This is a genomic window from Rhodococcus qingshengii JCM 15477 (genome assembly GCF_023221595.1).
GTDB classification, from domain to species: Bacteria; Actinomycetota; Actinomycetes; order Mycobacteriales; family Mycobacteriaceae; genus Rhodococcus_F; species Rhodococcus_F qingshengii.
Genome location: NZ_CP096568.1, coordinates 1 through 19,938, shown reverse-complemented (window position 1 = coordinate 19,938; position 19,938 = coordinate 1). Strand labels below are relative to the sequence as shown.

Genomic DNA, 19,938 nt, shown 5'->3' with positions numbered 1-19,938 from the left:
CGCGGCACCCCTTTTCTGGCCGAATGCTGGGCAGGCGAGTAATCAGGACCGCGCGGAAACGGTGGATGGCGATGTAGATCGTCGCTGACAAATCGAGGCAAATGGGCATCAGCGGTCCGGGATGAAATCGTCGCAAACATTAGAAGCGATACAAGGGTGTGCACGTTGACGATGACTGAGCACGAGATAGAAGCACAAGGCGCGCTTGAAGCAGATAGAGAGACCCGGTGCTCGGTTTACCTGTGGCAGGTACCGGCCGGAAGATCTCGGAGCTCACAACTTGGGCTGTGACCCTATAAGCGAGTCAATTATAACAAGGCGATTTGGTTACGTCTCTACGCCCACGCAGTGATTGAATTTCTTGAGAAGAGGAGTCTATGAGCACGATCTGGACGCATCTCGGCGGCCTGCAGCACTCCATCGAGTTCGTCGATGTCGGAGACGTACGGACGAGAGTCCTGCGATCAGGCGAGGGCGGCACCACGTGTGTGCTCCTGCACGGATCGGGGGGGCACCTGGAGGTATTCGCGCGAAACATCGCCGCGCTAAGTGAGTTCCACCGAGTAGTGGCCATCGATCTATTCGGTCACGGATTCACCTCGAACACGGGTGGTAAAGCCCAGAACTGGGATAGCCTCGCCAACCATGTCCTGAATACCCTCGACCGCCTGGGCATCGACGAGTCGATCTGGATCGGCGAGGCACTCGGCGCCCAGCTCGTGGAGTGGGTGGCGCTCACGGCCCCTGAGCGTCTTGCCGGGGGAGTCCTCATCAATGCTGTTATCCCGGATGCTCAGCCCGAGTTGCCGCCCTCCGACGAAGTCCTCCGTTTCCAAGCGTTGTCGGCTGCGGCACTCGCCGACCCTACTGATTTCGAGCTCATGCGCGAGCGAATCGAATGGTTGCTTGCGCCGACGACCCCCGTACCACCCGAAATGGTCGAGCTGCGAATGAGGATGTGGCAGCGGCCCGGCTTCCTCGAGGCGCATACCGAAATGCTGGCGTTCCTTCGTCAGGCTCGCGAAGTCCGTTCGTTCGAAGAGAGTGCCCTCTCTGCCATCCAGACACCACTCCTCGTCTGCTGGGGTGCTCACAACCGATTAATGCCCGCAGCGGCGGGCGCGGCGCTCGCCGAGGCTGTTCCGTCGGGCGATTTCCTCCTCTTCACGAACTCGGGAATGTGGCCCCAGTACGAGGAATGGCAAGTCTTTAACCGGGAAGTAGGTCGGTGGTTGACGACAGACCGGTCAACCGGCCGATCGAGTCAGGAACGATGAACGCGTGGAGTGCTACGTCGAGACCTGATGAATCGTCCCGGGTCTTATCGAGGGTGAGCCAGATATCCAGGAAGGATCACCCCAAACTCAGCATGGCGAACTACAAGTACCCCCAGGAACTCCGTGAACGAGCAACCCGATTCGTCACCAGCCTGGGCAGTGCCGACAGGAGGAAGCTTATGAACAAGGTAATAAGGGCGAAGGCCGCGGGGTTGCTGATGAACGCTTACACCAGAGGAGGTGCGCAGTGACGTCGGCGAGGTCGTGGACCGTTGCGACGGCGGCGGCGGAACTGCTGCGTTGCGAGGACGAGCGCGTCGACCGCCCCGCCTTCACTGATGAGTGGCCTGAGCTCGACCTCAACACTGGGTATGAGATCCAGGACCACAACCTTGCGGTACGCCTTGCACGGGGGGAGCGACTGGTCGGCGTCAAGCTCGGGCTGACCAGCAAGGCGAAACAGCAGCGAATGGGAATACATGTCCCCCTTGTCGCGTGGCTGACCGACGCGATGGTCCTACCCGCAGGCGAGCCGGTGCCACAGTCTCGGCTGATACACCCACGTGTTGAGCCAGAGATCGTGTTCGTCATGGGCGAGCGGCTCAAGGGGCCCGGAATTAGCCGCGCGACCGCAATGGAGGCCGTGGAAGAGGTTCGGGGGGGCGCCGAAGTCATAGACAGCCGCTACCGGAACTTCCAGTTCCAGGCTAGTGACGTGGTGGCCGACAATGCCTCGTCAGGGGTCTACATCACCGGCCCCGTCGGCCGCGCGCCGAAGGAGATGGACCTTTATCTTGAGGAGGTGCTCGTCGAGGCCGACGGACGCGTGGTTGACTCCGCCACCGGCGCTGCCGTGCAAGGACACCCAGGGGAGGCACTCGCCTTCGCGGCAAATGAGCTGGGCCGGCGTGGACACGCCATCGAAGCAGGCTGGGTCGTGCTGACAGGGGGGATGACAGACGCAGTACCGATAGCCCCGGGAGAGCGCCTCGCGATGCACTTCACCAACCTCGGGTCAGTTTTCCTCAACGGCGGAGTCTAACGCGATGCCACTTATCGAAGTGACGCTGGTCGAGGGGCGCAGCCCCGAGCAGCTTCGAGCGCTCATCCGGAACTTAGTCAAAGCAGCGTGCGACGCGGTCGGCGCCCCCATCGAGGCTGTGCGCGTTGTCATCCGCGAGGTCCCCGCGACGCACTGGGCAGCCGGCGAGGAGACGATTGCGGAACGCCGTGCACGAGGGGAAACGGGCCGTGAGACTCAGGAATCTGGGAAGCCTGACGACTAAGGAGGTTCAGTCCGTCGAAGGTGCGTCCTCCACGGTTGCCCGGCATCGACATCAGTACTGAGGAAGAGGGTGGTCATCGGGCATCCTCTCGACCTCGTCACCAATTCTTTTCCACTGCAGCAGAGTCTGTTTCAAGGATTCGGCAAGTTTCGGTAGGACGATTTCCACGGACTTGCTGCCGGGTACCGTCACGCGTTTGCGTACTGAGTGCGGCGATGATCTCGTCCGCCAGCCGAGCGTCCATGTGGGGTGCGTGTTTGACCGCGATGGAAGCCGAAGTCATCGTGATCACGGGCGAAGGCAATGTTGCATCCAATTTACAGCCAGATGCGGAACCTGTTGCTGCGCAATATGGTCGAGTTCTTGTTGTGTTGACGGAGAAGTTGGCGGCGGTGGCCGATTATCTGGACTGCGCTCGCGCGTTCGCGTTGGCGTTCAACGAGTTTCGGAAGGAGATTTGGAGCAGACCTGGACGACCAATCCGCAGGAGCGCCTAAATCGATCGCCGTCGGACGGATCATTCTGGCCGGGGGTGGTGGCCCCCGGCGCCACCCGACCGTGTCGGGCGCCGCCTCATCCCTGTAGGCAGGATCTGCCGTATAAAACATCAAACCGACCCCGCTCAGGCCGGCACGCCGGACTCGAGAAAGTTCGAGATTAGCCCTTGTTTCGGTGAGCGGACCGAGCTAGTTGCTTTAGTCGAAAGGAGAGTAGAGACTGGTCGACAACCAATTCCGGTGTTCTTCGCTTCGCAGTTGCGGGAGTCATAAATCTGCAAGTCTCGGTTGCCGCCAAGCGAAATGGTGACGGCACGGGAAAACATGCGGGAATTGTGCAGTGTGAAGGGTCCAGTACAGGAGACACCGATCGAGTGCAGGGTAAACCAATTCCGGCCTTCAGGATATCTAAGTCATTTTCAGACGTGACCGCCTGACGGACGTGTCCGGGCATATGAACCTGGAGAGATTCGTGCTCTAACGGGAGGGGAATGGTTCGGAAAAATCTACTTTCGAAAAATTCTCGCAGGATTCCATGAAACAGATCAGGGCTTTATAGAAGTGGACGACTTGCGCGAACGATCAAGAAACTTGCGCGAGCGCTCGCGCACAGTATGGTGAGCGAGCGATGAACCGACCGATCGCCCGCCTTGCGTTCCCGGGCGGCGCTCATGCCGACCGTCCGCACCCACATATCGTGAAGGAAGATGAACGAAACATGACGCTTCTGGATGAATTTATCATTCCCGCTTGCTCGGGACGCGCCTTCTATCTGGATCAGGGGCAAAGGCTACGGGTTACTGCACATGAGGGGATTCAAGTTGCAGACATCAAATTCATTAATCGTAACGATCCAAAGGAACAGTTCGCGGGTCCTTGGTCGGTTTTCCTAAATACCTTGGAAGGTACCGGCACAAAAGACAGCATTGCGAAGCTCTGGTCCAAGCCGCCGTACGAGAACGTGATGTTGAAGGTGGTTCGTGACGATGTCGGTCGTCACTTCATGAATGGCAGCTGTTCACAGCGCTGGGCTGAGTTCAGCGGTGGCCTCGCGAACGTGGTTGAGGGTGGTCGTACATGCTGGGACCTCTACGACGAAGCCCTCCGCCCTTTCGGTCTAACGGCGGCCGATACCGATAGTGAAGGAACCTTTAACGCGTTCATGTCGGTTAGCTATGACGGGGATGGCGGATTTATCTTCGAGCCGCCAAGCTGCGAAACTGGAGATTTCATTGATTTCGAGGCAGAGATGGATGTACTGGTTGTTGCCGTGTCTTGTCCTGACAAGAACGAAATCAACGACTTCAAGCCCAAGGCGATGAAGTACGAAATTTTCAATGGTCAGGACCCGTTGTGAAGCCCGAGTTGCAGAAGGGATTGCGATGGCACGACGGTGTGGCTCTCGCCCTTCCCATCGCGGTCGGTCTGTTCATCACCGCTGGGGCCACTACAGCCACGATCGGCACCTGGGGGACAATTGCCGTCTGCGTCGTTCTGGCAGTCATCGCGCTGCTCCAGAACCATCTCTTCGCTGAGATGGCGTCGATGTTCCCGGACAAAGCCGGGGGAGTCGCCGTCTTCGCGAACGAAGCATGGAAGCGCTACTTCGCTCCCCTGGGTGCAGTTGCGGCCTTCGGCTATTGGTGCGGTTGGGGTTTGGTCCTCACGATCGTGGGCCTGACGATGGGCTCGATCATCCAGGCCCAGTGGTTCGCTGACTCGGCCTGGACGGTGTCGACCGGACTAGTCGATGTGGGGCTCGGCCATGCCATCGCAGCCGTTGCGCTGGTTGCGGTCACCGTGGTCAATCTTCTCGGCATCAAGCTCGCCGTCCGCCTCAACCGGGTGGTCGGGGCCGTGTTCGTGGTCGTTCTCATCGGCTTGATCGTTCTGCCGTTCGCTATGGGCGACTGGTCGGCGGACAATCTCTCCTTCCACGCGGACGGGCCGTGGGGCGGCGCGAAAGTCGTGATCGTCTGGCTGTATCTGGGGGCCTGGTCGATCTACGGCAGCGAGCTGTGCGCCTCGTTCGCACCCGAGTACCGGAACCCTGCCGTCGACACGGCCAGAGCGATGAAGACCATCGCCCTGATCCTCATCGGGCTCTACGCGCTCGTCCCCCTGGCCACGTCGGGTCACCTGGGCGAGGAGGTCGTGGGGGCGGACCCGATCACCTACGGCATCATCGCGTATCAGGACATCCTCGGGACGGCGGCCTCATCACTGGTCGCCGCTGTGCTTTGCGCGGTGCTCTTCCTGGTCATGGTCTCTTCCGCTGCTGATGCCGCCCGTTCGCTCTACGGCATCTCGCACGAGGGGATGACGGTGCGTCAGCTGGGTCGACTCAACAAGGCGGGCGAGCCGGCGTTAGCCCTGGTGCTCACCATGTTCGTCAACCTCGGCGTCCTCGCTTTCGTCGCGAGTCCCGTGGCGGTTTTGATCGCAGGCAACCTTGGTTACCTCGTGGCGATCACGCTCGCCGTCTCAGGCTTCCTGCTGCTCCGCAAGGACCGCCCCCAATGGCCCCGTTCGATCCGGTTGGGCCGTGCTTGGATTCCGGTGGCGATGCTTCTCGTGGTGTTCAACGTCGTGATCCTGGTCGTCGGGGTCACGAGTCCTGACCTGGCGGCGGGCGCCAGCTTCAAGGAGGTGGCAATCGGGGGGGTTCTTCTGCTGGTCGGTATCGCCTTCTACCTCTATCGCCGCCTGGTGCAGGACCCCGGATCCTTGCGGCTGCGCGAGCCCGATGAGCCGCTGCCTTCCAGTTCACAACCGCATGCCCCCTGTGAGCAGGTCCAGGTTGATCTAGAGTCCTGATTTCCGTGGTGAGGGCGAAGAGAACGAAAAGGATCATGGCGCGACGCAAACGCCCTTCCTCGGAGGACGTCGTGCGCAAGGTACGCCGGGCCGACTAGTTGGCCGCGAAAGGCAAGAACGGTGAGGAGATCGCCGCAGCACTCGAACCCGACCCCGTTGGCGAAAGTCATCGCCGAACGCGGACGCCGCTGCGTCGACAGCATCCGCCGCCACTTACTATGGGTAAAGGCGCCACTGACGTGATGGCGGTCCCGGTTATCACCAGCCTGTTCGCCACGTTCCTCGCCTTTCGCTGCAATACTGCCCGCGATCACGTCGCCCTTGTCCGCGACGGCCCACTGCCCAACGTCCTCGGAAAGATCAATGCCAAACATCACTCACCTGTCTATGCGAGCGCCGCACAGCTGGCGGTGATGATTGCCTTTGAGTTTCAATCGGCTGTGCAACGGGGGCGACTCAGATGGCAGGCTCGTGCCAGTTCTGACTTGTTCCCGCCTGACTGGAGATATATAAGCGGAGCAACTCGAGCAACCCTTCGCGGTGCTCGGCTTCGTGGGTAACGGTCGCTGCCGCCGGCATCGCCAACGGCAACCGCGTGCAGCGTTTAAGTCTCGGCCGCACGAGAACGGATTTCTGCCGGTCCGCATTGCTGACCCGCAGCATTTGTGTGCTTGAAACGTGGTCGTTAAGCTGCGATGAAAAGTGTTGCTGTGCAACAGATTTAGCGAGCAATTGATTGATCTTGAGCGCCCGCGTCCGGTAGTGTGACCAGGGCAAACATCGCGCACTCCGCGCACATTCACTAACCTCTTTTAGGAGACTGCCATGGGTTCTTCCGACACAGATCTCAAAACGCTCGACAGCGTCATTACGGTCGCAGGTGCGTTGGCGGCGATATTCGGTGGAATCGCCGGTGTTGCCGGGCTCGCGACGTTTTTCGGGACCGGGGGAGGGTCGTAGGCGGTCTCCGTTCGGCTTTTTGCGATGGTGTGAAGGCTCGACTCCGGCGATCAGATCCGGACGTGACCGGACTGCCTTGATCGAGTCGGCATTCGATAGTCCATCGCGCGTATTCACTCTGCAACCGCTTCGGGATCTTTCCCGGAGCGGCTGTGGCGGTTTAACGGGGCTCTTGTCGACGACGAGTCAAACTGAGGTTCTGGCTCAATTTCCGTAATCTATGTTGAATGGGTCAGCGCTGAGGAGTATTCGTCTGCGGAGCAAGTCGAAACCAGCTCGTCCTTTCATCTGTCGTTTGATCATTTTCCGTGCCGAGACCAGCCAGATTCCGTGCGGCAGGGGGCCGGGCAGCAGGGCGACTGCGCAAACGAGCTGAGTGGGCTGCCGTCGCGCCGCAGCGCCGAGCCGCCGATGTCTGGGCCTACGAACACTGGATCACCGGCGCGGTGTGGGCGGCCTCGACGGCCACACAGTGGAGGACCGACGGGGCTGGTAGACGTCGGCGACTGTTCCCCGCACGTGTACGTGTCGACGGTACGGGTGATCGGCGCCGAGAACGGTGAGGTTCGTCCTGATCGCGGTGAGTGGTTCGTCCTGTATCGACCATTTCGGGCGTGCTGCACCGCCTTTGGGGTGGGTGCGGAGAAATCGGGGACGACCTCGTGCGCTAAGTACGAAATTGACGGCGGTTGAGCGGCGGTACCGGGCTCGCCGAGTGTGTGGAACGCTTCAAGGTGGCCCATCAGGTGGGGGTTAGGTGTCCTGCCTGATGGGCCGTGCGCGCTGGTGTCTGGGGAGACAGGCGCGCAGTTCTGGGTGACCCATCGGATGCCGGTCCGCGCGGACCGGTGTTCGGTGGGCCGAGTACAACGCTATCTCGGGATGGCGCTGCGTGGACTGATTGTAGCGAATGCATTGTCCGCGTTCGACTCCCGGACTCACAGTAATTCAGTGCGCGCTCGGCCTCGCTCGGATCGGCGTAGGGTGATCTGCGTTCCGTACGGGTCAGTATGCATCTCGGGTTGTCGGTGCGGTGCTGACGTGAGGGTGCCGTGTCGGCGGCGGGAGACGTATGGGGAGATGCTTTATCCGCGGAGGGCGGATGTGACGATGGCGGGTAGTTTTTCCAGCTGGGGTGTGCGGTGAATGTGGTGAGTCTGCGGGCGGTGGGGCTGCGTCACGCGAGGCCGGCGGCCTGGCGGAACGAGTTTTCGGTGGTGTCGCCGGGAGTGAGCTCCGGGGGATCAGCCGCAGAGAGAGCCGCATTCCCGGCATTGCCGGTTTCTGCGTCGGTTTGGTGGGTTGGATGTGTGATTGGGGCAGTCGATGGTGGCCGATACTTACTCGGCCGAGACCTAGCGGTGGGGGAGGGCTCCGGCCGCTAGGTCGCGACAATCTTTTGAGGGTTAGCTGACGGGGCTCTCGTCCTGTGTTGCGCGTTGCGAGGTTTGGTTGTGGTGGTTGTTGTTTCGGGCGTCGAGGCGGTGGGACGGCGGGTCGTTCTTCGGGCGTGACGGGAGGAATGCTGCGGCGACGAGGGCGCCGAGTGCGGTTACTGCTGCAGCGACATATGATCCGGCTGTGAGGCCGTCGAGGAAGGCGTGGTTTGCGACGTCCGAGATTGTTTGCGCTGCGCTGTGGTCGCCTGCGGTGCGGAGTTGTTCGGAGGCGATGACAGCTCCGCCGACGGAATCTTCGACGGTGGATCTGATGTGGGCGGGAAGATTTTGCGCGGCGTCGGAGGATGCGAGCGATGACGCGTACAGGGAGGCGTACACGCTTCCGATGATGGCGACGCCGAGTGTTCCTCCGACTTCTCGGGTGGCATCGTTCATTCCTGACCCGATGCCCGCTTTCTGGGGCGGTACTGCTCCCATGATGGCCTCGGTGGCTGGAGCTGCGGTCAGTCCCAGTCCCAGTCCCAGCGGGGTCATCTGCAAGGCGATCTCGGCGTAGCTTGTCGACTCGCTCAGTGTGGAAATCCAGAGGAATGCGGTGCTGAAGAGCATGAGTCCGACTGTCACGATGAGTTTGTTGCCCAGGCGCACAGCGAGGATGGTTCCGAGGACGGAACCCACTGCGATCGAGGCGGCTACCGGAATGAACTTGAGGCCTGTGTCGAGGGGGCCGAATCCGCGAACGAGTTGGAAGTACTGGGAGATGAGGAAGATGAATCCGAACAAAGCGAAGTAGGCGAATGTCACTGCGGCGCTTGCTGCGGTGAAGCGCATGTTCGTGAACAATTGGACGTCGATCATTGGTTCGTCCTGGTTTCGTTCCCACATCACCATGGCGAACAGTAGTGCCGCGGCGAGGGTGAAGCCGGCCAGGGTGGCGGTGCTGACCCACCCGTGTTCCGGTGCTTCGATCACGGTGTAGACCAGGGTTCCGACTGCAAGCACCGACAGGACGAGACCACCGATGTCGATGCGTGGTGCGCTGGGATCGCGTGAGGTGGTGACCACTGCAGCTGAGACTCCGATGGCGATGGCGGCTCCGGCGGCGAGGGCGAGGAAGACGCTTCCCCACCAGAAGTGCTCGAGTAACCAGCCACCGAGGATGGGGCCACATGCGACGCCCACACCTGTTGTGGCGCCCCAGATTCCGATGGCTTTCGCCTTGTCGGTGCGTTCGGTGAATACGTTGGACAAGATTGACAGAGTCGTCGGGTAGACGAATGCCGCTCCGAGGCCCATCACCGCTTGCCAGGCGATCAACTGGCCTGCACTCTCCGCGAACGAGGCCCCTACGGCTCCGCCGCCGAAGATGGTGAGCCCGAGCAGCAAGGCGCCCTTACGTCCGTAGCGGTCGCTGAGACTGCCGAACGCCAACACGAAGGTGGCGAACAGCAGGTTGTAGGCATCGACGATCCATTGCAGTTCTCGATTGTTCGCCTGAAAATCCAGTGCGAGTGAGGGTAGGGCCACATTGATCGCGGTCGTGGCGAGGCTGATCGCCAGAGTCGCCGCGCACAACACGAGCAGGACAGATAGTCGCGAGGGCCGGCGGCGCTGCACAGTCACATTCATAACTTTATTATTTCAAGCAATAAGATGAATTTGTCAAGTGTAGACTGGGGTCATGAAGTCGTACGGGGAGTTCTGCGCACTTGCGCGGGCGTTGGATGTGATCGGTGATCGATGGACGATGTTGGTGGTCCGCGAGCTTTTGGTCGGCCCGAGCAGGTATTCGGACCTGAACAAAGCGCTACCTGGGATCGCCACCAATCTCCTGGCCGCTCGGCTACGCACATTGGAAGAAGCTGGAGTCGTCGCATCGACCGATGCGCCTGCGCCCGTCTCCGCACGGGTGTACTCGCTGACCGAATGGGGACAGGGATTGCAGCGTTCGCTGGTCGAACTTGCACGGTGGGGTGTCCCGCTGATGTCGACAGGAGCCGGCGAGGATCACAGTCGAGGGCGGTGGCTGGTCTTCGCGGTCATGGCGTTGTACCCCGAACCCGATGCAGCGCAACAGGTAACCGGCTTTCCCACGGTGACGGTACGGATCGACGCCGACGGCGACAGTGTGCTACTCGTCTCGGGTACGTCAGGAGTCCGCGCGTCGGTGGCGAGCGCTCACGAACCGGCAGAGGTGATCGTGGAGGGTACGTCGGAGAAAGTGTTCCGGACATTGTCCGGCGGCGGCGGTGATTCGCACGCCGAGATCAAGGGAGACGCTGACGCGATCCGACGCTTCTCCATGCTCACATCGTTGGCACTGACCTCTGAGCGCGGCGACCGACTGCCGGCGTGAGCTGGGCACGGCTAGTGCTAGTCGAGATGATTTACTGAAATATGAACCGTGCTAACTCGATTCATCTGATCGGCGTGAATCCACTATGGTACGACATCGGCCGCCCGGACCTGGGTTGGGTATGGCGCGTCGCAGGACCGGGCAGCGAGAAGGGCGTCCAGCGGCTCGCAGGGCGATACTCGTCTTGGCCTCTCCCGCAATTGGCCGCGCGGAGCGGCGTTGATGGGTTGGTACCCGGGACAAAGAACGTCGGCACCGAACCCTCTGTTGGGGAACTCCGTCGACCCTCGAACTGCCAAGCGTGACCACGTGCAGGAAGACGGAGCTCCGTCAGGGAGCAGGCATCGACTGGGATCGAACTCCCGAAGAGCTGAATGAGATCGGGAGATCGGCTGTCGATTACATTCCTGTGCAACGGTTTCCGTGCGCGGTCTGTGTGGGGTGTCTCGCTGACACCTAGGTGATTGGTGTGAGGTGCCGGTGGGGAGGGTGTGTGGGGTCCGCCGGGCCGGAGTGGGGGTGCACTGTCCGGCGGACCGATCCGAAGCTTCCCGCCGGAGAGGCAGGTCAAACACCGGCGTTGTCTTTGCGATCACGAAGCCGGGGAGGAGATTCAAAAAACATTGGGCGAATTCGGGTTTCAGGTGAGTTTTCCGAGTTCGATGCGGAGTTGGTCGAGGGATTGGGTGAGTAGTCGGGAGACGTGCATTTGGGAGAGGCCGACTTTGGCTGCGATTTCAGCTTGGGTGAGTTCGCCGAAGAATCGGTAGAGCAGGATGGTGCGTTCTCGTTCGGGGAGGGCAAGGAGGGCCGGTCGGAGGGTTTCGTGGTTGTCGATGCCGTCGAGGGCGGTGTCGTAGTCTCCGAGTGTGTCTCCGATGGCGACGCCGTCTTTGAAGGTTTCGACGTCGAGGGACGTCGACTGGTACGAGTCGCCGGCGGCGACGATCTGCCCGATCTCGGATGGGTCGACGCCGATCTCGTCGGCGAGCTCGGGGGTGGTGGGTTCGCGGCCGAGGCGTTGGGTGAGCGAGGATTGTGCTTTCTTTAGTGCGAGGTAGTTTTCCTGCAGTGAGCGCGGGACGCGGACACCCCAGCCTTTGTCGCGGAAGTGTTTGCGCACTTCTCCCATCATCGTGGGAACGGCGAAGGACAAAAAGTCTTTCCCTTTGTCGAGGTCGAAGCGGTTGACGGCGTTGACCAGGCCGAGGCGGGCGACCTGGACGAGGTCGTCGTGAGATTGTCCGCGGCCGCGGTATCGGGCGGCGATGTTGACGGCGATCGGCAGCCCTGCTTCGATGATCTGCGTGCGTAGGCGTTCGCGTTCGGGATCGCCTGCGGGAAGCGTGCTCATGTCCGCGAAGAGTGCGGTGAGGTGTGTGTAGGGGTTGTCCTTGCCTGGGGCGGCGGTCATGAGCGTGCCGGGAGGGTTTTCTCCAAGGTGATCGTCGCAGTCGCGTCGCCTTCGGTGGTTGTGGCGGGTGTTTGTTCGAGCGCGACGTAGTCGACGAGTGTCTTGAGGACGAGCCAACCGAACGAGGATGTACTGGCGTCGACGGGGGATGAGGTTGTTGCGGTCAGGACCACTCGCAGGGTGTTGGGGTCGGCGACGGTGCGAAGGCGCATACCAGGGTGCTGGAGCGGCGGGCGTGGTTGATGAGGGTGGTGGCGGCTTCGTCGATGGCGAGGACGAGGTCGGCCACTGCGTCCATGGGTATGCCGTGGTGGTCGGCTGCCGCCCGCACCATCGCGCGCAACAAAGCGAGCTGGTCAGCGGACGCGGGGACGGAGAGGGACGGTGTGGCTGCGGCCGGGATGTTGAGTGCTTGGGTCTGTGATGTCACGTGGGATGCTCCTGATTGGGGTCGTGAGCATCGTATTCCCAGGTGGTGAGGGCGCTTCACGGAATGTTGGGCATTCGATGCCAGGTTATCGCAGTACGGTAGGCGCGATCGGAGACAGAAGCGGCGGGCACGCCCGATGCGATGCTGCTGGGGACGAATCCTCGCTATCAGTGTGATCCGGTGCTCGCGGCCATGACGAACACACGCTGCGCTGCGCGTCGCAGCGTGTGTCAGGTGGTGTGGAGCAGGAGATGATCGAAGTGTGTGCGTACCGCTGTGGGGACGTCGAGGTCGGCTGCTACTCGGGTGAGGAGCCCTTCGGCGATGTCGCGGAGTTTGACGTTCGTTTGTTGGGAGTGCCAGACGAGGACGTCGAAGGCGCGGTCGGCGGGGATGCGGTAGATGAGCATGAGCATCCCTTTGGCTAGTTCGATCGCACCGCGGGAGGCGGTGAGGTCGGCGACGGCATCGTCGACTGCTTCGGTGACAGTGGTGTCGATGGTGTCGGTGATGTCGATGTAGAAGCCGGAACTGCCGATGACCTCACCGTGCTCGTCGAGGACGCGGTCGCCGACGACCACGACCGAGCGGGTGTGCCCGTGGGTGTCGATGATGCGGTGGCGGCTGCTGAATGCTCCGCCGGTGGTGCGGATGGTGTGCAGGGTGTGGGCGACGTGGGCTCTGTCGTCGGGGTGTTTGTGGGAGAGGAGCAGTTCGGTGGTCGGGGTGATGGTGGCGGGGTCGTATCCGTGCATGCGGGCGACGGTGTCGGACCATTCCCATCGGTCGCCGCGGCGGTGGTAGAGGAATCCTCCGACTCGGTGTGGGGCACCGGCTTTCGCGATCGGGCCTAGTGTTCCTTCGTCCGCCGTCGACACTCGTATGCCCTTTCGATCCTGATCTTTTTCTCCGCTTGTTTGTTCGATGAAGTTATATCGGATCGGGCGGGTGGCGGCGACGCGTGGTTCCAGTCAGGGAGAGCGCAGGCGAGTGGGCAGCGGTGCGATCGTTATCGTCTGTTCGTGGGGTGTGTCCGGCCGGTCGAGCGGGGGAGGGACGGAAGCGCGTGAGCGTTGGTGTGTGCCGGCAGAAGTTTCTGCGGGAGTTGAGGCAGCTTCGTGGGCGGTTTCCCGATGACGGGGTGTTGATCGGGTCCTACGAGGCGGTCGTGGACGGTGACGACGATGTGGTGTTCGGTTTGTTGATCGGGTTGGTGGGCCCCGCTGCTCCGGTGTGTGCTGATGCGTTGTGGGAGTGCGTGAGTGGGTTTCTTCGCGACCTGAGGCGGGTGGAGTTGTTCAGCGAGCCGATACGGTGGAGAAGTCCTGCGCGGGGGCGCTGTTCGCGGTACACGCCTCCGCCTGTGCGTCCGGCCATCCGCCAATGATTCGCCGGGGGCGAACTTAGCTCAGAGACGGTGGCCTCGTCGGACAGGCACCCAGCGCTCGACCGGGGGGGGGGGGAGCGATTCGTGTCCGCAGGCCGCCTCATATTTGCCTCACCGACCAGTTCCTGCCTTTGCCTGAATGCCGTAGTCGGCGGTGGGCGGCCCGGTTGCGGGACTGTGAAGCGTTTACAGAAATGTGAGCTGGGTAACAGGCGGGAAGATGGGTGAAGGAGTAGACGCATGGATGTCAGTGACTTCGATGTCGTGGTGTGGCCCGAATCCGAGGAACGCGAAGCGTGGTGGCGCGCGGTCGTCGGAGCCGGTAGGGATGCAGCGTCGCCGACGATGACGCCGGAGCGGCGCGTCGAGCACGCACCTCTGCGGATTCTGCACGCGGCGTAGTTCACGGCAGCCACCGCACGGCAAGGGCGGTGGTGCGCCGGTTGTACGTGGCATGGAGGTCGTCGGCGTCGTCGGTGCCTCCGTTCGGGACTGCGAATCCCCCGCCGGGTCTAACGGTGTGGCCTTCCTGCGGGCACGGTGATGGACGAACCGTCTGGTCGTTACTGACGGACAGGCAGGCCAGGCTCTTTGTCCTCGTACTCGGCTGCGTGAGTCTCGTAGAAGGAGGGGTAGGTGCATCACCCAGTGAAAGCGGTGCTCGACTGGCTTCGCAGTGGTTACCCGGAGGGTATTCCCGAAAAGGACCATTTCGCGTTGCTGGCTGTCCTGCGCCGCAGATTGGGCGACGACGAAATGGACCAAGTGGTGGCCATGTCTGTCGAACGTGCCCATGAGACTCCAGATCGCCACATCGATTATGTGCGCGTTCGCGATCTGATCGCAGGCACCATCGATGAAGAACCGTCCGAGGAGGACATCGAACGCGTCTCTCGCCGGCTCGAAGAAGGTGGCTGGTCGTTGGTGCCCTCCGATTCACATGACGGAGAAGAAGGCTGCGCGGCCGATACGCCCCGCCGCGGTGCGCCCTAAGTAATTGCGCTGCAACGGTTCACGCGGTGACCTAGTTCGCGGTATACGCGCTGTCGGTGCGGCCGTTGATCCGGTTGCACTCGAGGGTGTCACAGAGGAAGTCGGGACGAGAAAATCTGGGCGGCCGGCTGATTTGTGGCCTCCATCTGGGAGCGGCGTGGTGTGTGTGCCCCCGTGCTGGCGGCGCGAGTGCGTCCGGGCCGTTGCCGGTTGATTTCTCTGAGAGGTTGTCAGTGGGTGTCGGCCGAGGCGGCGCCGACGAGGGTGAGTACTGGTTGTGGCTGATGCTGTTTCGGGGCACTGTGGGTGCAGGTTGTCCGGTGGCGTTGATGGATGTGGTGGCGCCGCTGTGGTGGGATCCAGGGTCCTTCGTAGGCGAGGTCGCCGCAGTGTCGGCATTGTGTGCGGAAGTATCCCTCGTTCATCGTCTGTCTGGTCCTCTAGGTGTTGTACATCTGAATCGAATTATATTGTACGGCAACTAGTCCCGTCCCAGATGTGCTGGCCCGAGAGGTGCGTTCAGGAGTGTGCGTAGGCGATCCGTATACGGGTCGGTGCGGTGGTGTCGGTGTCGGTGTCGGTGTCGTCGAGATGTACGGCGGTGGGCCATGGAGTCTGCTGCCGTAGTCGGGCCCGGGTTCGTGGGTCAGGGGAAGCCGTAGTGGCGGCGCATGTGTGCGAGGGCGGCGACGTCGTCGTCGGTGCATGCGGTTGCGGCGAGCCATTGGCAGGCCTGCTGATAGTCGGCGTGTGCCTGAGCGTGTGATTCGGGGGTGACGCCGGTGGGAAGGTGTTCTGCGTTGTCGGTGTCGGGGTTCTCGAATTGGGAGAGGTAGGCCGCGAGTATGGCTGCTTCGCGCCGGAATTTAGTGAGCACGGGAATCTCCGCCACGATGGTGTGGGGGTTGGTCTACGACACGGTGTGGTGTCGGAGATGGATGTTCTGGCATCGGTTCGGGTGCTCCATTCGGCCCCGACCTGATGAAGTGCGTGCGTGATCAACGATCGTGGTTGACGGTAACATCGATCGCCTGTGGCTATCAACAAGCTACCGTGTGTAATCACCTCGTAGGGTTCGGGGTGCGCAGAAGGACGGCGGTAGCCCGAACCGCTTAGGGAAGTTGTGGGGCAATGCCTGTGGTGCACCGCGACGTCGGTGGGGATACCGGCCGATATCGCGTCGACTCGGGCCCGGAAAGTTCCAGAGGATCGGCAAGCTGTTTTCTACCCAGTCCAAGGCCGCGAACGGTGTGCCGCGTAGCTAACGATCAAGTGAGCCATCATAGATTCTCCTCGCGAAAGTACTGGCTGCCTTCGGTTGACGTGGCAACATCTTCGATAGTGCGAATCTGTCTTCGAAAATGGGGCCAATTGATGTCGTAGGTACGCCGTAATATCCCGTCGAACTAATACAGGTGGGAGAGATTCGGTGGCGGCGAGAAATTCTGTGGTCAAGCGTGAGGAAATCTCCGAGACGGTTCGGCGGAGAATTTGGGCGCGTGCTGCTGGTCGGTGTGTTCTGTGTTCGCAGTGGCTTTTGGATTCGCGTTCGTCGCCGATGCACACTGTGTTGGTCGGGGAGATTGCCCATAATGTGGGGGCGACGTCGGGTGAAAAGTCTCCGCGTACAAGCGCGGACGTCGCGGATCGTAATGCGGAATCGAATCTTTTGTTGTTGTGCCATTCGTGTCACAAGAGTATCGATTCGGCGGAATTGATCCCGCTGTATACCGAGGAGTATCTGGCGGACAAGAAACGTCGGCACGAGCGCCGGGTGCGTGAGGTCACCGATTTCGCGACGCTGCGTCAGACCACCGTGGTGCGGATGGTGGGCGCGGTACGCGAGAGCACCTCCGGTGTTGCGCCGGGGCAACTCGCCGAAGCTCTGCTCGATCGGAACCTGACGGGATTCGGTGAGGACACGCGAACGGGCGATTTCTTCGTACAGCTTCCCGGCAACGAGGGGCAGGAGTGGTTCTGGGACAGCGGGAAAGCAGCGATCGACAAGGAGCTGACGAAGGTGCAGGACGCCATCGCCCATGGCGACACGACGCATGTCAGTGTGTTTGCAATCGCTCCGATCCCGCTGTTGGTGTATCTCGGTTCCAGGCTGGACGACAAGACGGAAACATTGCTGTTCGAACGTCATCGCGGCAGTACCGGCAGTCCGTGGACGTGGCCTCAACACCCGGATCCGGCACCGGATTTCGATGTCGTCGTCCGCAGCGAGGGAGCCGGAGACGACAGCGAGATCGTCGTGATGGTCAGTGTCTCTGCCGATGTCAACACCGAGCGGATCCCTGATGCTCTCCGTGGGCTGCCTCTTCTCGAAGTTCGCCCCACGACTGAGGACCCTCGATCGGGTCTGATCGATTCACCGCGCGCCCTCGACGCGTTCGCCAAAGCCTGGCGCGCGTGTGTCGTGCAGGTCGAGCGGCAATGGCCGAGCGCACGGAGGATTCATGTGATCGCCGCAGTCCCGGTCACGGCGGCGATTCAGATGGGGCGGGACAGGATGAGAACCGCGCAACCGGACCTGGTCCTGTACCAACGTACGGACCATGCGACCTACACACGGGTTCTGGAGGTGACCGGATGACTCCGCGTCACAACGAATTCAAGGCTTTCCTCGACGATCACGTCAACCTCAACCCGGATCGCACGAAGAAACTGAATGCTCGTGTCGAGGCGATCAATTCGTTCGTCAACGAACACGCCGATCTGCAGATCTGTCTCGACGGGGATCTGATTCCACAAGGGTCCTACGCGAGCCGGACGATCATCAAACCGCAACGACGCAACGATTTCGACGCGGATGTGCTGTTGCCGATGAAGGAAGTGGACGGATGGGAACCCAAGCACTACACCATCAAGCTCCACAAGGCGTTCGATGATTCAGCACGCTACGGCGACAACGCGAAACTAGGGAAGCGTTGCGCCACAATCGACTACGCAGGCGACTTCCACATCGACATAGTTCCGTTCGTCACCCGAGCCGACGGTCTGACCTACATCACTCACCGAACGAAAAACCAGTTCATTCTTGCCGAACCCACCGCCCTGTCGTCCTGGTTCGTAGGACAGAACAAGGCCGCCGGCGGGCATCTGGTGAAGACGGTGCGGCTGATGAAATATCTGCGGGACAACAGTTCTGCAGAAATACCGTCGGTCGTGCTGTCCTCGCTGCTGGCCGGGCGCGTCCAACCCTTCACCTCGTACACGGACCTGCCGCGCACGCTCGTCGCGCTGGTCAACGACCTGAAAACGTACTTGGACTCGCACTTTTTCGTGCCGTTCGTCGACGACCAGACCGGCCAGAACCTGGCGGATCGCTGGCCGCAGTCAGCTTTCGTCACCTTCAAGAGCAGGCTATCGACGTGGGCGAAAGACATGCAGAGCGCCCTCGACGCACCTGCCGATGAGAGCGTCGACGCGTGGAGGACGGTCTTCGGAACGAACTTCGGGTCCGCGTCGACATCGGCTGCGGCCGGCGGCTCACGCTCTGCGCTCAGTGCTGCGATCGCCCAGCATTATGCCGAACAGCCCGCGCCCCGGGAGCAGTTCCTCGAGCAGCATTTCGGTATCCCGACACGACTGGATCCGGCATATACGGTGAGATTGGTCGGACGCATGTCGCCGACGAAGTCAGGTTTCCACCGCTACAGGCCGCTGCCGCAGGCAGGTAACCTCGTTCCGATCGGGCGGTCACTGAAGTTCAAAATCGAAGAGTGCACTGCTCCTGCTCCGTACCAGCTGTTTTGGAAGGTCAGGAACGTCGGGGAGGAAGCCCGTCGGCAAAACGCGGAGCGGGGGGAAATCAACGAGTACGGCGAAGTAATCACCGAGCACAGCAGCTTCGTCGGAGCCCATTGGGTGCAGGTCTGGGTCGTCAAGGACGGTGTCGCGGTCGCGACGGACCGACAGGACGTCAGAATCGTCTAGGTATTCCATATATAGGGGTGGAGGTTGCGGGCCATGCGGTCATCAGCGGCGTGAACGGCAAGAAAAGAACTGCCGGAGTGAAGCGCAGGTGCTTGCAGAGCGCGTTTTTGTGACCGGATGGAGATCGACGAGGGCCGTGCGATCGTCAGTGGTTCTCGATGATGGCAGCGACTTCTTCAGCACTCAGACGTGGTCTTTCGTCGAAGTCGGAGTAGGCGCCGTAATCGTCGACTTTCACGTCGCGGGTGAGTTCCGTGGCGACTAGCGCGATGGTCTCGTAGCGGGCTGGCATATCTTCTCGTAGTCGCGAAAGCGAATCTGCTGATGGCACCTTTGAGCTCGGTTTCGTGTTCTGGGGTGACCCAACCCATGCCCATGCGCAGTATCTGCGCATCACCGTCTCCGCTCGTTCGGCCGACGTGTCCGAATGCGTATTTCTCGGCCTGCACGCCGGCGAGGAGCACGTCGGCCGCGTCGTCTGGTCGCTGAGGTACCCAGGCGGCGGGGTCGGCAGTAGTCAGCTGAAGGCCCCCTCCTTTGACACTTCCACCCGTCCAGAGCGGTGCGAGATCTGCAGGAGTGGCGAGCGATATGTCGATGAACGGGATTCCACGCGCGTGGGCAAACACCGCGGGCGGCGTTTTTGGGTGCCGGCGGGGTGTTCGGGTTGGGTGGTGTGGGGGAGTGGTGCCGGGTCGGGTGGGGGTGTTGTGGGCTCGTTTTGGGTGTTTTTGAATGTTGTTGTGTGTTAGTAGGTTTCGGTATGATGTTGATGTTGAGTTGGTTTCGTGGGTTGCGCGCGGTGGTTTTTTCGTCAACATCGAATATTCTTGCAGTGGTGAGGGTTTCGGTCTTTCGTGTTTTCGGGTTGTTTTGCGTTTGGTCGGTCGGGGGGGTGTATGATTGGGAGCATGATGATGACGAGGCGGTGGACGCGAGACGGGGCGCTTTTCGTGACCCCTCCCCTCCTTCCCAGCCTCGTTCGGGTGTCGGGTACCGGTTTAGACGTTGCGATGAATTCGATTGGTGAAAACCAAGATTCGGAATTCAGAGGAGCGGAGCGACTCGATCGACGGCAACGGCACTCGACCCACTGCGAGCCGCGCAGCGGTTCCCTGGCGGGGAGCGCAGCGACTCGCTTCCGTCTCCCGACGCGCAGCGTCGGGAGGAGCGCCGCGG

The 19,938-nt window shown here is 61.4% G+C and carries 20 protein-coding genes and 1 pseudogene; 12 read left to right on the top strand and 9 right to left on the bottom strand.

Annotated features, from left to right (window positions below; all coding sequences use genetic code 11):
• The first annotated feature begins 377 nt into the window (after positions 1-377).
• From M0639_RS33675 to M0639_RS33665, 3 genes are all read left to right on the top strand, one after another.
• Positions 378-1,277 carry an alpha/beta fold hydrolase gene (locus tag M0639_RS33675; protein WP_076949059.1) on the top strand — a complete coding sequence of 300 codons (900 nt, stop codon included), beginning with the start codon at positions 378-380 and terminating at the stop codon, positions 1,275-1,277.
• A gap of 247 nt (positions 1,278-1,524) precedes the next feature.
• On the top strand, positions 1,525-2,319 hold the full coding sequence (locus tag M0639_RS33670) for a 2-keto-4-pentenoate hydratase (protein ID WP_076949061.1): 795 nt from the start codon (positions 1,525-1,527) through the stop codon (positions 2,317-2,319).
• Positions 2,320-2,323: 4 nt separating this feature from the next.
• The gene (locus tag M0639_RS33665; protein WP_076949062.1) at positions 2,324-2,563 is read left to right on the top strand and encodes a tautomerase family protein; all 240 of its coding nucleotides are present in this window, start codon (positions 2,324-2,326) and stop codon (positions 2,561-2,563) included.
• A gap of 37 nt (positions 2,564-2,600) precedes the next feature.
• Here the strand turns inward: M0639_RS33665 and M0639_RS33660 are convergent.
• Positions 2,601-2,834, bottom strand: a pseudogene (locus M0639_RS33660) (IS110 family transposase); the annotation flags it as partial.
• Here M0639_RS33660 and M0639_RS33655 point away from each other — a divergent pair.
• From M0639_RS33655 to M0639_RS33645, 3 genes are all read left to right on the top strand, one after another.
• A complete protein-coding gene (locus M0639_RS33655; protein WP_143541267.1) occupies positions 2,821-3,060 on the top strand; it encodes a hypothetical protein in 240 nt (79 codons plus the stop codon). The pseudogene M0639_RS33660 and the gene M0639_RS33655 sit on opposite strands and share 14 nt — an antisense overlap.
• 628 nt (positions 3,061-3,688) lie before the next feature.
• On the top strand, positions 3,689-4,417 hold the full coding sequence (locus M0639_RS33650; RefSeq protein ID WP_209448996.1) for a DUF1989 domain-containing protein: 729 nt from the start codon (positions 3,689-3,691) through the stop codon (positions 4,415-4,417).
• A complete protein-coding gene (locus M0639_RS33645) occupies positions 4,414-5,877 on the top strand; it encodes an APC family permease (RefSeq protein WP_083745099.1) in 1,464 nt (487 codons plus the stop codon). Before M0639_RS33650 ends, M0639_RS33645 begins: the two co-directional genes overlap by 4 nt.
• Positions 5,878-6,333: 456 nt before the next feature.
• Here M0639_RS33645 and M0639_RS33640 read toward each other — a convergent pair whose 3' ends face one another.
• A complete protein-coding gene (locus M0639_RS33640; protein WP_248671254.1) occupies positions 6,334-6,654 on the bottom strand; it encodes a hypothetical protein in 321 nt (106 codons plus the stop codon).
• Between the two features lie 48 nt (positions 6,655-6,702).
• On the opposite strand from M0639_RS33640, the gene M0639_RS35050 reads away from it, so the two are divergent.
• Positions 6,703-6,837, top strand: coding sequence for a hypothetical protein (locus tag M0639_RS35050; RefSeq protein ID WP_256718355.1), 135 nt, complete (start codon positions 6,703-6,705; stop codon positions 6,835-6,837).
• Between the two features lie 1,406 nt (positions 6,838-8,243).
• Here M0639_RS35050 and M0639_RS33635 read toward each other — a convergent pair.
• A complete protein-coding gene (locus M0639_RS33635; protein ID WP_083745098.1) occupies positions 8,244-9,866 on the bottom strand; it encodes an MFS transporter in 1,623 nt (540 codons plus the stop codon).
• Positions 9,867-9,918: 52 nt separating this feature from the next.
• Between M0639_RS33635 and M0639_RS33630 the strand changes: the two genes are divergently transcribed.
• Positions 9,919-10,593, top strand: coding sequence for a winged helix-turn-helix transcriptional regulator (locus M0639_RS33630; RefSeq protein WP_076949369.1), 675 nt, complete (start codon positions 9,919-9,921; stop codon positions 10,591-10,593).
• Between the two features lie 640 nt (positions 10,594-11,233).
• Here M0639_RS33630 and M0639_RS33625 read toward each other — a convergent pair.
• The 4 genes from M0639_RS33625 to M0639_RS33610 all read right to left on the bottom strand — a co-directional run bounded on the left by M0639_RS33625 (position 11,234) and on the right by M0639_RS33610 (position 13,315).
• Positions 11,234-12,007, bottom strand: coding sequence for a SigB/SigF/SigG family RNA polymerase sigma factor (locus M0639_RS33625; RefSeq protein WP_076949368.1), 774 nt, complete (start codon positions 12,005-12,007; stop codon positions 11,234-11,236).
• The gene (locus tag M0639_RS33620) at positions 12,004-12,180 is read right to left on the bottom strand and encodes a hypothetical protein (RefSeq protein ID WP_179090842.1); all 177 of its coding nucleotides are present in this window, start codon (positions 12,178-12,180) and stop codon (positions 12,004-12,006) included. Before M0639_RS33620 ends, M0639_RS33625 begins: the two co-directional genes overlap by 4 nt.
• Positions 12,171-12,437, bottom strand: a complete 267-nt coding sequence (locus tag M0639_RS33615; protein ID WP_076949367.1) for an ATP-binding protein — start codon at positions 12,435-12,437, stop codon at positions 12,171-12,173. Before M0639_RS33615 ends, M0639_RS33620 begins: the two co-directional genes overlap by 10 nt.
• A 230-nt stretch (positions 12,438-12,667) precedes the next feature.
• Positions 12,668-13,315: a PAS and ANTAR domain-containing protein gene (locus M0639_RS33610; protein WP_076949366.1), complete on the bottom strand. Its 648-nt coding sequence runs from the start codon at positions 13,313-13,315 to the stop codon at positions 12,668-12,670.
• A gap of 749 nt (positions 13,316-14,064) precedes the next feature.
• Here M0639_RS33610 and M0639_RS33605 point away from each other — a divergent pair.
• On the top strand, positions 14,065-14,226 hold the full coding sequence (locus tag M0639_RS33605; protein WP_159419942.1) for a hypothetical protein: 162 nt from the start codon (positions 14,065-14,067) through the stop codon (positions 14,224-14,226).
• 234 nt (positions 14,227-14,460) lie between these two features.
• Positions 14,461-14,817 (top strand): DUF3349 domain-containing protein, encoded by a 357-nt coding sequence (locus M0639_RS33600; protein WP_076949364.1) that lies wholly within the window; start codon positions 14,461-14,463, stop codon positions 14,815-14,817.
• A gap of 646 nt (positions 14,818-15,463) precedes the next feature.
• Here M0639_RS33600 and M0639_RS33595 read toward each other — a convergent pair.
• A complete protein-coding gene (locus M0639_RS33595) occupies positions 15,464-15,694 on the bottom strand; it encodes a hypothetical protein (protein ID WP_076949372.1) in 231 nt (76 codons plus the stop codon).
• 837 nt (positions 15,695-16,531) lie between these two features.
• Here M0639_RS33595 and M0639_RS33590 point away from each other — a divergent pair.
• Positions 16,532-17,416, top strand: coding sequence for an SAVED domain-containing protein (locus M0639_RS33590; RefSeq protein ID WP_179090841.1), 885 nt, complete (start codon positions 16,532-16,534; stop codon positions 17,414-17,416).
• Complete coding sequence (locus tag M0639_RS33585) at positions 17,413-18,759, top strand: SMODS domain-containing nucleotidyltransferase (protein WP_076949361.1); 1,347 nt, start codon at positions 17,413-17,415, stop codon at positions 18,757-18,759. Before M0639_RS33590 ends, M0639_RS33585 begins: the two co-directional genes overlap by 4 nt.
• A 145-nt stretch (positions 18,760-18,904) precedes the next feature.
• Here M0639_RS33585 and M0639_RS33580 read toward each other — a convergent pair whose 3' ends face one another.
• Positions 18,905-19,051, bottom strand: a complete 147-nt coding sequence (locus tag M0639_RS33580; protein WP_159420075.1) for a hypothetical protein — start codon at positions 19,049-19,051, stop codon at positions 18,905-18,907.
• Positions 19,052-19,938: the final 887 nt, after the last annotated feature.

What these genes read in the sequence shown, in the direction of transcription:
- M0639_RS33675 (WP_076949059.1), top strand. Translation starts at nt 378, where the DNA reads ATGAGCACGATCTGGACGCATCTCGGCGGCCTGCAGCACTCCATCGAG.
- M0639_RS33665 (WP_076949062.1), top strand. Translation starts at nt 2,324, where the DNA reads ATGCCACTTATCGAAGTGACGCTGGTCGAGGGGCGCAGCCCCGAGCAG.
- M0639_RS33650 (WP_209448996.1), top strand. Translation starts at nt 3,689, where the DNA reads ATGAACCGACCGATCGCCCGCCTTGCGTTCCCGGGCGGCGCTCATGCC.
- M0639_RS35050 (WP_256718355.1), top strand. Translation starts at nt 6,703, where the DNA reads ATGGGTTCTTCCGACACAGATCTCAAAACGCTCGACAGCGTCATTACG.
- M0639_RS33635 (WP_083745098.1), bottom strand. Translation starts at nt 9,866, where the DNA reads ATGAATGTGACTGTGCAGCGCCGCCGGCCCTCGCGACTATCTGTCCTG.
- M0639_RS33630 (WP_076949369.1), top strand. Translation starts at nt 9,919, where the DNA reads ATGAAGTCGTACGGGGAGTTCTGCGCACTTGCGCGGGCGTTGGATGTG.
- M0639_RS33625 (WP_076949368.1), bottom strand. Translation starts at nt 12,007, where the DNA reads ATGACCGCCGCCCCAGGCAAGGACAACCCCTACACACACCTCACCGCA.
- M0639_RS33605 (WP_159419942.1), top strand. Translation starts at nt 14,065, where the DNA reads ATGGATGTCAGTGACTTCGATGTCGTGGTGTGGCCCGAATCCGAGGAA.
- M0639_RS33585 (WP_076949361.1), top strand. Translation starts at nt 17,413, where the DNA reads ATGACTCCGCGTCACAACGAATTCAAGGCTTTCCTCGACGATCACGTC.
- M0639_RS33580 (WP_159420075.1), bottom strand. Translation starts at nt 19,051, where the DNA reads ATGCCAGCCCGCTACGAGACCATCGCGCTAGTCGCCACGGAACTCACC.